13 protein-coding genes are annotated in these 11817 nt (G+C 67.9%); 8 read left to right on the forward strand and 5 right to left on the reverse strand.

What is annotated here, in order from left to right; translation table 11 throughout:
* Window positions 1–119: 119 nt before the first annotated feature.
* Window positions 120–467 carry a nitrite reductase small subunit NirD gene (gene nirD, locus ACAG25_RS03295; protein ID WP_370486875.1) on the reverse strand — a complete coding sequence of 116 codons (348 nt, stop codon included), beginning with the start codon at window positions 465–467 and terminating at the stop codon, window positions 120–122.
* Entirely contained in the window at window positions 464–3022 is a 2559-nt protein-coding gene (gene nirB, locus ACAG25_RS03300) for a nitrite reductase large subunit NirB (RefSeq protein ID WP_370486876.1), read from the reverse strand. Before nirB ends, nirD begins: the two co-directional genes overlap by 4 nt.
* Before the next feature lie 297 nt (window positions 3023–3319).
* Here nirB and ACAG25_RS03305 point away from each other — a divergent pair, with 297 nt between their 5' ends.
* The gene (locus ACAG25_RS03305) at window positions 3320–3751 is read left to right on the forward strand and encodes an Hsp20/alpha crystallin family protein (protein WP_370486877.1); all 432 of its coding nucleotides are present in this window, start codon (window positions 3320–3322) and stop codon (window positions 3749–3751) included.
* A gap of 72 nt (window positions 3752–3823) precedes the next feature.
* Window positions 3824–4255 (forward strand): hypothetical protein, encoded by a 432-nt coding sequence (locus ACAG25_RS03310; protein WP_370486878.1) that lies wholly within the window; start codon window positions 3824–3826, stop codon window positions 4253–4255.
* A 3-nt stretch (window positions 4256–4258) separates the two neighbouring features.
* Here ACAG25_RS03310 and ACAG25_RS03315 read toward each other — a convergent pair whose 3' ends face one another.
* The gene (locus tag ACAG25_RS03315) at window positions 4259–5017 is read right to left on the reverse strand and encodes an isocitrate lyase/phosphoenolpyruvate mutase family protein (protein WP_370486879.1); all 759 of its coding nucleotides are present in this window, start codon (window positions 5015–5017) and stop codon (window positions 4259–4261) included.
* A 107-nt stretch (window positions 5018–5124) separates the two neighbouring features.
* Between ACAG25_RS03315 and ACAG25_RS03320 the strand changes: the two genes are divergently transcribed.
* From ACAG25_RS03320 to ACAG25_RS03340, 5 genes are all read left to right on the forward strand, one after another.
* Window positions 5125–5421: a hypothetical protein gene (locus ACAG25_RS03320; protein WP_370486880.1), complete on the forward strand. Its 297-nt coding sequence runs from the start codon at window positions 5125–5127 to the stop codon at window positions 5419–5421.
* A 64-nt stretch (window positions 5422–5485) separates the two neighbouring features.
* Entirely contained in the window at window positions 5486–6304 is an 819-nt protein-coding gene (locus ACAG25_RS03325; RefSeq protein ID WP_370486881.1) for a hypothetical protein, read from the forward strand.
* Window positions 6305–6363: 59 nt separating this feature from the next.
* Window positions 6364–8283 carry a fumarate reductase/succinate dehydrogenase flavoprotein subunit gene (locus tag ACAG25_RS03330; RefSeq protein ID WP_370486882.1) on the forward strand — a complete coding sequence of 640 codons (1920 nt, stop codon included), beginning with the start codon at window positions 6364–6366 and terminating at the stop codon, window positions 8281–8283.
* Between the two features lie 3 nt (window positions 8284–8286).
* Complete coding sequence (locus tag ACAG25_RS03335; protein ID WP_370486883.1) at window positions 8287–9042, forward strand: succinate dehydrogenase/fumarate reductase iron-sulfur subunit; 756 nt, start codon at window positions 8287–8289, stop codon at window positions 9040–9042.
* A 162-nt stretch (window positions 9043–9204) separates the two neighbouring features.
* Complete coding sequence (locus tag ACAG25_RS03340; protein ID WP_370486884.1) at window positions 9205–9366, forward strand: hypothetical protein; 162 nt, start codon at window positions 9205–9207, stop codon at window positions 9364–9366.
* 7 nt (window positions 9367–9373) lie between these two features.
* On the opposite strand, the gene ACAG25_RS03345 is transcribed toward ACAG25_RS03340, so the two are convergent.
* Window positions 9374–9877 carry a flavin reductase family protein gene (locus ACAG25_RS03345; protein WP_370486885.1) on the reverse strand — a complete coding sequence of 168 codons (504 nt, stop codon included), beginning with the start codon at window positions 9875–9877 and terminating at the stop codon, window positions 9374–9376.
* A 46-nt stretch (window positions 9878–9923) separates the two neighbouring features.
* On the opposite strand from ACAG25_RS03345, the gene ACAG25_RS03350 reads away from it, so the two are divergent.
* The gene (locus ACAG25_RS03350; RefSeq protein ID WP_370486886.1) at window positions 9924–10571 is read left to right on the forward strand and encodes a GAP family protein; all 648 of its coding nucleotides are present in this window, start codon (window positions 9924–9926) and stop codon (window positions 10569–10571) included.
* 3 nt (window positions 10572–10574) lie between these two features.
* Here ACAG25_RS03350 and pe read toward each other — a convergent pair whose 3' ends face one another.
* Window positions 10575–11705, reverse strand: coding sequence for an acyltransferase PE (gene pe, locus ACAG25_RS03355; protein ID WP_370486887.1), 1131 nt, complete (start codon window positions 11703–11705; stop codon window positions 10575–10577).
* Between the last annotated feature and the right edge of the window lie 112 nt (window positions 11706–11817).

An 11817-nucleotide genomic window follows, 5' to 3' on the forward strand; every position in this document is an offset into this window, starting at 1 on the left:
CCGACAGCGGCACCGGCACTCCTGACGGCATAGCAACTCCCCAGATCAATGGATGTTGCACTCACCGTATGAATCCGCCGGCGGTTTGACGCGCGTGGAATGCAATTTCGGCGAGAGGGTCAGGAGCCGATCTGGACGTCACCGTCGGCGGTGATCCGGGTCGCATAGACGGGGAGCGAGTGGTCGGTGTCGTCGAGGCAGCAGCCGTCGTCGAGCGCGAACGCCTGTTTCTTGATCGGCGACTGCACCGTCACGCGTCCGCCGCGGTCGCCGACGATGCCGCGCGACATCACCGCCGCTCCCGAGAACGGGTCGATGTTGCCGACCGCGCGCACACTGCCGTCGTCGAGGCGGAACAACGCGGCCTGGGCACCGTCGGGCAACAGCACCGCGACGCCGCGGTTGGGGATCAGGAAGTCGTAGCGACACGCGGTGGTCCACACCGTGACGTCGTTGAGCAGGGTCATCTCTGCACCACCTTGGGCATGCCGATGGAAACGGGGGCGGGCACCTTGCGCCCGTGCTGTTCGACGAACTCGATGGTCGGGTCGGCGACGTCGGGGGCATTGACGAAGGACACGAACCGGGCGAGCTTGTCGGGGTCCTCGAGCACCCCCTTCCATTCGCAGGCGTACCCCTCGACGTGGCGCGCCACTGCCGCCTCGAACTCCGAGGCCAACCCAAGCGAGTCCTCGCACACCACCTCGCGCAGGTGCTCGAGACCTTTCTCCTCCACCCACGGCGCGGTGCGCTGCAAGCGATCCGCGGTGCGGATGTAGAACATCAGGAACCGGTCGATGTACCGGATCAGCGTCTCGTCGTCGAGGTCGCCGGCCAGCAGTTCGGCGTGCCGCGGGGTCATGCCGCCGTTGCCGCCCACATACAGGTTCCAGCCGGTCTCGGTGGCGATGACACCGACGTCCTTGCCGCGGGCCTCGGCGCATTCCCGCGCACAGCCGGACACCCCCATCTTGATCTTGTGCGGTGCGCGCAGGCCCCGGTAGCGCAGTTCCAGGTTGATCGCCATCTGCACCGAATCCTGTTGTCCGTAGCGGCACCAGTCGCTGCCCACGCAGCTCTTCACCGTCCGCAGCGACTTGCCGTAGGCGTGACCGGATTCCATCCCGCCCTCGACCAGGCGCCGCCAGATCTCGGGCAGCTGCTCGACGCGGGCGCCGAACATGTCGATGCGCTGCCCGCCGGTGATCTTGGTGTACAGCCCGAAATCGCGGGCGATCTCGCCGATCAGGATCAGGTGCTCGGGTGTGATGTCCCCGCCGGGGACCCGCGGCACCACCGAGTAGCTGCCGTTGCGTTGGATGTTGGCCAGGAAGTGGTCGTTGGAGTCCTGCAGCGAGGCCTGTTCGCCGTCGAGGATGTGCTGCGAGCTGGTCGAGGCCAGGATCGACGCGACGACGGGTTTGCAGATGTCACAACCCTTTCCGGTGCCGAAGCGTTCGATCAGGCCCGAGAAGGTGCGGATGTCGGTCGCGGTGACGATCTCGAACAGTTCGGCGCGGGACTGACTGAAGTGCTCGCACAGCGCCTTGGATTGCTCGACGCCCTCGGCTTCGAGGATCTGCTTGAGCAGCGGGACACACGATCCGCACGACGTGCCGGCCAGCGTGCACTTCTTCAGGTCGGCGACGTCGCAGCAGCCCGCACCGATGGCCTCGGTGAGATCACCTTTGGTGACGTTGTTGCAGGAGCAGATCTGCGCGGCGGCCGGCAGAGCCCCGACGCCGAGTCCCGGTGTGCCGTCGCCGGTTCCGCTCGGGGAGATCAGCCCCAGTGGGTCACCCGGCAGCGGTTCCCCGACCATCGGACGCAGGATGCCGTAGGCCGACGCATCGCCTACCAGGATGCCGCCGAGCAGGGTCTTGGCGTCGTCGGACAGCACGAGTTTGGCGTAGGTCTGCTTGACCGCGTCGTTGATCACCACCGACAGGCAATCCGGGGTGGTGCCCATCGCGTCGCCGAAGCTCGCGACGTCGACGCCGAGCAGTTTGAGTTTGGTCGACAGATCGGCCTCGGGGAACTCGGCGGACCCGCCGAGGAGACGGTCGGCGACCACCTCGGCGCTGGTGTATCCCGGCCCCACCAGCCCGTAGCAGCGGCCCTCGATCGCGGCCACCTCGCCGATCGCGTAGACGGCGGGATCGCTGGTGACACAGGACAGATCGGTCAGCACCCCGCCGCGTTCGGCGATGGCCAGGCCGGCGTCGCGCGCCAGCTCGTCGCGCGGGCGCACACCCGCGGCGAACACCACCACACCGGCGTCGATGAACGTGCCGTCGCTGAGCGCCACGCGTACCGAGTCGTCGTCGGCCGAGCGTCGCAGCGGCCGGTTGCGCTGCGCCGGGGCGATCGACTCGGTGCCCACCTCGGTGTGCACGGTGATGCCCAGATCGCTGATCATCCGGCACAGCAGCGCGCCGCCGGCCTCGTCGAGCTGCTGGGACATCAGCCGCGGCGACCGCTCCACCACGTGCGCCTGTAACCCGAAGCCGCGCAGCGCGTTCGCGGCCTCCAGACCCAGCAGTCCGCCGCCGATCACCACCCCGACGGGTGCGCGCTTGCCCCGCAGGGCGCGCTGCGCGTCGGCGTGGATGGCGTCGAGGTCGTCGAGGGTGCGGTAGACGTGACACGAGGGCAGGTCGCGTCCCGGCACCGGCGGGACGAACGCGTAGGACCCGGTGGCCAGCACGAGCGCGTCGTATCCCAGGCGGGTTCCGTCGGCGGTGGCGACGGTCTTGGCGGCACGGTCCACGGCGACGACCCGGCTGCCGAGCCGGACCTCGACCCGGTCGTCGTCGCCGAAATCGTTGCCCGGCAGGGCGAGTCGGGAGCGTTCCCAGTGTTCGGTGTAGCCGGTCAGCCCGACGCGGTCGTAGGCGGCGTCGGACTCCTCGCCCAGCACGGTGACCCGCCACCGGCCGTCGGTGTCGCGGGAGCGCAGAGCTTCGACGAATCGGTGGCCGACCATGCCGTGGCCGACGACCACCACGTGTGCTGTTGCCATGGCGGTCACGGTAGGAAACCGATATTGCCGTCGTGTCGCCTCATGTGAAGCGCCCATCACGGTCTGCTCACGGCTTCGGGCACGCACCTGTGAGCGTTCGCCCGCCGAACGTGCGCGCAGGGCGGCGAATCTGCCCGATCACCGCCACCACCGCACAGTCGGCGCGACCCGGCGCCACCTCCTGCGGCGTTCGCCCACGGCGAACACACCGCGGGAACATGAGCGTGGTCGACTCAAGTTTTATGGACTGAATGCACCGGTAGCCGAACACCGGTCCCGATCTGTCGAGGAGAGAACATGAGCACCATCGCTTTGTGGAACCGGCCGGCGTGGCCGGCCGACCGCTGGGTCCGCGACTTCTTCGGACCCGCCACCGCGCAGGACTGGAACACCGCGGTAACCCCCGCGGTGGAGGTCACCGCCGACGGTGACGACGCGGTGATCCGGGCCGACCTACCCGGCGTCGACGTCGAGAAGGACGTCACCGTCGAGGTGGACAACGGCCGCCTGGTGATCCGCGGCGAACGGCGCGACGAACGGTCCGAGGAGAAGGACGGCCGGCGCGTCAGCGAGGTCCGGTACGGCTCGTTCCGACGCTCCTTCGCCCTGCCGTCCCATGTCACCGGCGACGCGGTCTCGGCGTCCTACGACGCCGGGGTCCTCACCGTCCGAGTGGCCGGAGCCCACCGCAACGCGCAGACGCAGCGGATCGCCATCGAGGCCAAGTAAGAAGCCGAGTAACCCGACTACGAGCCGACCGGCGGGAACGGTGGTTCCCGCCGGTCGGTTACTGTCTGGAACATGGCCGTACCACTGCCGATCGACACCGCCCTGACCCTCGTCGCGGCGGGTGCGATCTTCCTGTGGGCGCTGATCCTGGGCATCTGGAAGTACCAGCAGATGGCCACCAGCCCCACCCACCTCGCCCACCCGTACGTCGACATCGCCCACCGCGCGGCGCTGCTGTACTCGTTCGCGACGCTGCTGCTCGCGGTGTTCGTCGAGCTGAGCGTGTGGCCCACCTGGGTGAATCTGGCCGCCGCCGGGGTCGTGGTGGCGTTCTTCGTGATGGCGATCGCGGCCTACGTGCTCCACGGCGCGCGCCGCGACACCACCAACCAGTTCGAGCACGTCGACACCACGCTGCGGGTCGCCATGGCCGCGCTGATCATCGGTGAGATCGGCGGCTTCGCAGTGTTGTTCAGCGGCTTCCTGGCCGGCCAGTTCTTCTGATCCCTAGCGCCAGCGCGCCAGGATCTCCTTCGCGCGCTCGGCCAGCGCGGCTTGCCAGAACGGCCCGAAGCTGACCCGCGCCACCCCCAGCGGGCCGAACGACGCCGGGTCGTCGGAGTCCGGCACCCCGATCGCGTTGACCGGCAGCGGCAGCTCGGACGTCAACCGACGCATCGTGTCGGGATCATGGCGCCCCACCGGATAGAGCACGTCGGCGCCGGCCTCCGCGGCCTGCCGTAGCCGCGCGATCGCACGCTCGACCCGGTCGCTGTCGTCGCCGTCCTTGCGCAGGAACAGGTCGGTACGCGCGTTGACCACGACATGCACACCCGCGGCGTCGGCGGCGGCGCGCAGCGCACCCACGAGGTCGGCGTGCTCGCCGACCGATCGCAGCCGCCCGCCCTCGCTGTGCACGGTGTCCTCGATGTTGAGGCCGACGGCCCCGACCTCCAGCAGACCGTCGATCAGGCGGGTGGGCGACTCGCCGTACCCGGACTCGATGTCGACCGAGACCGGCACGTCGACCGCGGCGGTGATCTGCGCGACGCGCGTGGTGAGTTCGTCGAACGTCATGCCCTCGTTGTCCGCCCGCCCGATCGAGTCGGCCACCGGGTGACTGCCCACCGTCAGCGCGGAAAAGCCCGCACCCACGGCCAACGTCGCCGACCAGGCGTCCCAGACGGTCGGCAGAATCACCGGCTTTCCGGGCTGGTGCAGTCTCAGCAATTCCTCGGCGCGGCCCTTGAGCACGTCGTCGGCCATTTGTCCTCCACTCGTCAAAGTGATTTGTCTCACCCACAGCTCCAGTGATGTGGATAGCATCGGTTGCGTAGTGTGATTCCCGACACCCTTCAGCCCAAGGAGGTCACTTGTCCAGCACCACCGAACTCGCCGAGCTTCACGATCTCATCGGAAGCCTTCGGCGATGCGTGACGTCGCTTGCCTCGCGATACGGGAACAGTCCAGCCACCCGTCGCATCGTCAACGACGCCGAGCGGATTCTCAACGACATCGATCGGCTCGACATCGACGCCGAGGAGCTCGAGCTGACGCGCGGCGTCAGCCGGCACCAGCATGTCGGCGAGCGCATCCCGATTCCGGATACGCAGTACGACACCGAGTTCTGGCGCGGTGTCGACGACGAAGGTCTCGGCGGGACACGCTGAGCCGGTGGTGCCCGCGTCAGCGGGCACTACGAGTTCGTGGTTACAAGTTCATCGAGAGGGAAATGTGAGCGCACCCGCCGCCGACCGCAACGCGACCGGCGTATTCTCCCCTGGCCGTGCCCAGATTTCGCAGCGCACCCTGCGCACCGATCGCTGGTGGCAGGCACCCTTACTGACCAACCTCGGACTCGCGGCGTTCGTCATCTACGCCACGGTGCGGGCGTTCTGGCAGGACGCGTACTGGGTGGCCGACTATCACTATCTGACACCGTTCTACTCGCCGTGCGTCAGCGTCGGCTGCATCCCGGAAGCCAGCCACTTCGGCCAGTACCTGCCCGACGTGTGGTGGCTGCCCTACGCGGCGTTCTCGCTGCCGTTCCTCCTGCTGTTCCGGCTGACCTGCTACTACTACCGCAAGGCCTACTACCGGTCGGTGTGGCAGTCGCCCCCGGCGTGCGCGGTCGCCGAACCCCACGCGAAATACACCGGCGAGACCCGTTTCCCGCTGATCATGCAGAACTTCCACCGCTACTTCTTCTACATCGCGGTGCTCATCTCGCTCATCAACACCTGGGACGCGATCCTGGCGTTCCGGTCGCCCACCGGCTTCGGCCTCGGATTGGGCAACATCATCCTGACCGTCAACATCGTGCTGCTGTGGACCTACACGCTGTCGTGCCACTCGTGCCGCCACGTCACCGGCGGCCGTCTCAAGCACTTCTCGAAACACCCGATCCGGTACTGGATCTGGACGCAGGTCTCCAAGATCAACACCCGGCACATGGAATTCGCGTGGATCACGCTGGGCACGCTCATGCTGACCGACTTCTACATCATGTTGGTCGCCAGCGGCACCATCTCCGACCTGCGGATCATCGGCTGATCCAGCCTTTTCCGACAACCCCTTTCACTCAAGAGCGATGAACGAACAAGCGAGGACATATGGCTGACGAGGTCGAACGGCACAACTACGACGTGGTCGTGATCGGTGCCGGCGGCGCAGGCTTGCGGGCGGTGATCGAGGCGCGCGAACGTGGCCTGAAAGTCGCGGTGGTGACCAAGTCCCTGTTCGGCAAGGCCCACACCGTGATGGCCGAGGGCGGCTGCGCGGCCGCCATGCGCAACGTCAACACCAAGGACTCCTGGCAGGTGCACTTCGGCGACACGATGCGCGGCGGCAAGTTCCTGAACAACTGGCGCATGGCCGAACTGCACGCGCAGGAGGCCCCGGACCGGGTCTGGGAGCTGGAGACCTACGGAGCGCTGTTCGACCGCACCAAGGACGGCCGCATCAGCCAGCGCAACTTCGGCGGCCACACCTACCCGCGCCTGGCCCACGTCGGTGACCGCACCGGCCTGGAGATCATCCGCACCCTGCAGCAGAAGATCGTCTCCCTGCAGCAGGAGGACAAAGCCGAGCTCGGTGACTACGAAGCGCGGATCAAGGTCTTCCACGAATGCTCCATCACCGAGCTGATCCTCGACAACGGCCGCGTCGCCGGCGCTTTCGGCTACTACCGCGAAACCGGCGACTTCGTGTTGTTCGAGGCGCCCGCGGTGGTGCTGGCCACCGGCGGGATCGGCAAGTCCTACAAGGTGTCGTCGAACTCGTGGGAGTACACCGGCGACGGGCACGCGCTGGCGCTGCGCGCCGGCTCGACGCTGATCAACATGGAGTTCATCCAGTTCCACCCGACCGGCATGGTGTGGCCGCTGTCGGTGAAGGGGATCCTGGTCACCGAGGGCGTGCGCGGCGACGGCGGGGTGTTGAAGAACTCCGAGGGCAAGCGCTTCATGTTCGACTACATCCCCGACGTGTTCAAGGGGCAGTACGCCGAGACCGAGGAAGAAGCCGACCAGTGGCTCAAGGACAACGACTCGGCCCGGCGCACCCCTGACCTGCTGCCCCGCGACGAGGTGGCCCGGGCGATCAACACCGAGGTCAAAGAGGGCCGCGGCACCCCGCACGGCGGCGTGTACCTCGATATCGCCTCACGCATGTCGCCCGACGAGATCAAGCGCCGGTTGCCGTCGATGTACCACCAGTTCATCGAGCTGGCCGAGGTCGACATCACCACCGACGAGATGGAGGTCGGCCCGACCTGCCACTACGTGATGGGCGGGATCGAGGTCGAGCCCGACACCGGGGCCGCGAGGACGCCGGGACTGTTCGCCGCGGGCGAGTGCGCGGGCGGCATGCACGGCAGCAACCGGCTCGGCGGCAACTCGCTGAGCGACCTGCTGGTGTTCGGCCGCCGCGCCGGCCTGGGCGCCGCGGACTACGTGCGGGCGCTCGCGGATCGGCCGAAGGTCACCGAGGACGCCGTGACCGCGGCGACGGACATGGCGCTGGCCGTGTTCGACGGACCCAGCGACGGATCGGCACCGGAGAACCCCTACACCCTGCAGCTGGACATGCAGGACACCATGAACAACCTGGTGGGCATCATCCGTAAGGCCGACGAGATGCAGGAAGCGCTCGACAAGCTCAACGAACTGCGGGACCGCTACAAGCGCGTGAAGGTCGAGGGGGACCGCAAGTTCAATCCCGGTTGGCACCTGGCGTTGGACCTGCGCAACATGCTGCTGGTCAGTGAGTCGGTGGCCAAGTCGGCGATCACCCGCACGGAGAGCCGCGGCGGACACACCCGCGACGACTACCCCAACATGGACGCGCAGTGGCGCAACACGCTGCTGGTGGTCAGCACCTCCGGCGACGACCCGGTGGTGCCCGACGTCAACGTCGAGAAGCAGCCGCAGCCGCCGATGCGACCGGACCTGCTGGGCTGTTTCGAGCTGTCCGAACTGGAGAAGTACTACACCGACGAGGAACTCCTCGAACACCCGCAACGGAAGGGCTGAACCATGGGTGCCTATGAAGCGAAGCTGCGGGTGTGGCGGGGCAACGCCGACGGCGGCGAACTGAAGGACTACTCGGTCGAGGTCAACGAGGGTGAGGTCGTGCTCGACATCATCCACCGGTTGCAGCAGACCCAGACCGGCGATCTCGCCGTGCGCTGGAACTGTAAGGCCGGCAAGTGCGGGTCGTGTTCGGTGGAGATCAACGGCCGGCCGCGGCTGGCGTGCATGACGCGGATGTCGACCTTCGGCGAGGACGAGGTCGTCACGGTGACACCGCTGCGGACGTTCCCGGTGATGCGGGACCTGGTCTGCGACGTCAGCTTCAACTACGAAAAGGCCCGCGAGATCCCGTCGTTCACGCCGCCGAAGGATCTGCAGCCCGGCGAGTACCGAATGGCGCAGGAGGACGTCAACCGGTCACAGGAGTTCCGCAAGTGCATCGAGTGCTTCCTGTGCCAGAACGTCTGCCACGTCGTCCGCGACCACGAGGAGAACAAGAAGGCTTTCGCCGGCCCGCGGTACCTGATGCGACAGGCCGAACTGGACATGCATCCGCTCGACGTGCATTCGCGTCGCGCCGATGACGCGCAGGAGGTCCACGGCCTGGGCTACTGCAACATCACCAAGTGCTGCACCGAGGTCTGCCCCGAGCACATCAAGATCACCGACAACGCGTTGATCCCGATGAAGGAGCGCGTCGCCGACCGCAAGTACGACCCGGTCGTGTGGTTGGGCAACAAGCTGTTTCGCAGGCGGTAGACCGACCGGCGTCGCGTGACGGTCACCATCTGGTGACCGTCACGCGAACCGTCAGCAGATACTCAGGTCAGGGCTTGCCATCGGGGGTAGGCTGCTGGGACAGCTGGAAATCCCGCGGGTGCACACGCCCCGCAGCCACCCTTTTGAAGAAAGTCTTGCGCTATGTCTGTTCGTGCGGTTAAGAGCATCAACGATATTCGCACCGCGATCCGCGAACTGAGCATCCGTGCCGAGCTCGCCCGCAAACAGGGCCGCCTCGCCGACGCCACCGAGCTGGACCGTCGGGTGATGGATTACCGCGAGGAGCTCGCCGCGCGGCCCTGACCGGCGCTCAGGCGCCGAGTCGACGAAATGTGCTGCGGTGAAAGACGATCGGTGACACGTCCGGATGGACGGTGAGTTCGTTGACCCGCAGGACCACGATGGTGTGATCCCCGGCCGGCACCTGCTGGTCGATGCTGCTCTCCAGCCAGACGCTGGTGCCGTGGATGAACACCGCACCGCGTTCGCTCGACGCGGTCTCCAGGCCGGCGAAGCGGTCGCCGGTCTTGGCGGCCAGCGTGCGTGCCGCCGCGTCGTGGGCCTCACCGAGCACGCTGATGCCCAGATAGGGCAGGTCTTTGAGCTTGGGCCACGTGGTCGACGTGTTCTGCACGCAGAACGCGACCAGCGGCGGGTCCAGGGACACCGGCACGAAGGTGCTGGCCGCCAGGCCGACGCGCGCGCCGTCCACCTCGGCGGCGACGGCGATCACGCCGGACGGGAAGTGCCCGAACGCCTCGCGCAGTGACGTCGGATCCAGGTGGGACGGTGAGGGGTTCTGTGCGCCACTCATCGTCGCATCATCGCATGCACCCACGGGCGCGGTAACGTCGCCCATCGTGTGGATTCCGCTCCTGGCGATGGCCGTGGCCGTCAGCCTGGAACCGTTCCGCATCGGCATGACCGTGGTGATGGTCAACCGTCCCCGACCCGTGTTGCAGCTGCTGGCTTTCCTGGCCGGCGGATTTCTGATGGGCACCGCCGTGGGCATCGTCGTGCTGTTCGTGCTGCGGCCGGCGTTGACCTCTTCGCACTTCACCCTGCCCCGGGTGCAGGTGGTGGTGGGGCTGATCATTTTGGCCAACGCGGCGCTGGTGGCCCTCGGTGTTCTGGGCGGCGGCGACGGACCGCCGGGACGGTTGCTGACGCGCGGTCGCCGGTTGCTCGAGGGCCGCTCGCTGTGGACGGCGGGACTCGTCGGCCTGGGCATCGCGCTGCCGAGTGTGGACTACCTGGCCGCGTTGGCGCTGATCGCGGCGTCCGGCGCCGCGCCCGCCGTGCAGCTCGGGGCGCTGGTGGCCTTCAACCTCGTGGCGTTCGCGCTCATCGAGATACCGCTGCTGTGCTATCTGGTGGCGCCGGAGCGCACCCGCGCCGCGCTGGTCGCGCTGTACGCGTGGTTGCGGGCGCAGGGACGCCGCGGGGTGGCGGTGCTGTTGGCCGCCGTGGGAGCGATGCTGGTCGGCGTCGGCGTCGCCGGTCTGTGACGCCTACGCGGGCGGGTTGTTGAGCACGTACTGCAGACCGGACAGCAACTGCGACAACGGGTCCGCGTCGCCGCCGAATGCGGCCTGGGTGGCCGGCGCGGTGACCTCGGCGGGGTCGTAGCCGTTGACCGGGTCGACGGTGATCGGCGCGGTCAGCGGATTGTCGTTGCGCGAGTAGCCGGCGTCGACGTAGGGCTTGAGCACCCGGTCGAGCTCGATCAGCGTCTCCTTGGGCACGCCGAGATACTTGAACGGCAGCACCAGCGGGAGGTGTTCCTCGGGGATCATGTAGGTCGTCGTCTTCGCGCCGCGCGAGTTGACGGTGGTGCGGATGTTCTGCGGCGGCACGTTCTCCGGCTTGGTGAAGGCGACCGCGGTGTGCCCGGTGGCCAGGCCGACGATCGCGTTGGCGACCGAGATCCAGTTGTCCGGCCGGTCCGGCCAGTCGGCGATGCTGTCGTAGGCCGAGACGAATTGGTGGGTGTCGTACTGGCTTTCCACCGGCGGCGGGATCCGGTAGTCCAGCGACGGCACGACGCTGCCGACCGGGAAGTTCTGCGTCAGGAAGCTCTCACCGAACGCGTGGCGTGCGACCGGGTCGCCGTACATCGCGAAGCTCAGCTCGCTCGGCGGTGGGGCGGCGGGGTCGTAGGCCAGCCGGGCCTGCACGTCGTTGAGCACCATCGCGCCCTCGGACAGACCGATGGCGGTGCCGCGTCCGCCCTCGCGGATGGCCTTGATGGTGTCGGGGGCGCCGACGTCGACCGATTCGCCGACGCTGGGTCCGTCGAGACCCAGGCCCGGCATGATCCGGTCGCCGAACGCGCCGATGCCGGGGAACAACCGCTCCAGGGTGTGGCCCTGGACCTGGCCCGCGGGGTAGTCGACGATCTGGCGGTCCAGGCCGGGGAACCAGTCCGCGCCGGTGCGCATGATGTATTCGTCGTACGGGATGCCGAGCACGTGCGCCCCGCCGAGGGCGTAGCCGCGGCCCGGGGTGCCGATCGGTGGACCGTCGGAGTCCGCGGGCGGTGGCGCCGGCGGCGGGTCCTGCGCGGCGGCGGAACCGAAACCGAGGAAACCGGCGGCGCTGATGGTCGACAGGGCGGCGCCGAAGGCCAGTAGTCGTCTCATGTTTCTTTCCGACTCCCCCACCCGCTCGGTTGCACCACTTTCGGACTCTACCCCGGCCGGGCAGCGCGCCCCCCGACAAGCGCCGAGTGCACAGAAGTTGACCGAAAAGCCG

The organism is Mycobacterium sp. pV006, from assembly GCF_041287115.1.
Classification (GTDB): Bacteria; Actinomycetota; Actinomycetes; order Mycobacteriales; family Mycobacteriaceae; genus Mycobacterium.

Coding starts and splice junctions, on each gene's coding strand:
- ACAG25_RS03305 (WP_370486877.1), top strand. CDS start 3,320: ATGAGCACCATCGCTTTGTGGAACCGGCCGGCGTGGCCGGCCGACCGC.
- ACAG25_RS03340 (WP_370486884.1), top strand. CDS start 9,205: ATGTCTGTTCGTGCGGTTAAGAGCATCAACGATATTCGCACCGCGATC.
- ACAG25_RS03345 (WP_370486885.1), bottom strand. CDS start 9,877: ATGAGTGGCGCACAGAACCCCTCACCGTCCCACCTGGATCCGACGTCA.
- ACAG25_RS03315 (WP_370486879.1), bottom strand. CDS start 5,017: ATGGCCGACGACGTGCTCAAGGGCCGCGCCGAGGAATTGCTGAGACTG.
- pe (WP_370486887.1), bottom strand. CDS start 11,705: ATGAGACGACTACTGGCCTTCGGCGCCGCCCTGTCGACCATCAGCGCC.
- ACAG25_RS03335 (WP_370486883.1), top strand. CDS start 8,287: ATGGGTGCCTATGAAGCGAAGCTGCGGGTGTGGCGGGGCAACGCCGAC.
- ACAG25_RS03330 (WP_370486882.1), top strand. CDS start 6,364: ATGGCTGACGAGGTCGAACGGCACAACTACGACGTGGTCGTGATCGGT.
- nirB (WP_370486876.1), bottom strand. CDS start 3,022: ATGGCAACAGCACACGTGGTGGTCGTCGGCCACGGCATGGTCGGCCAC.
- nirD (WP_370486875.1), bottom strand. CDS start 467: ATGACCCTGCTCAACGACGTCACGGTGTGGACCACCGCGTGTCGCTAC.
- ACAG25_RS03310 (WP_370486878.1), top strand. CDS start 3,824: ATGGCCGTACCACTGCCGATCGACACCGCCCTGACCCTCGTCGCGGCG.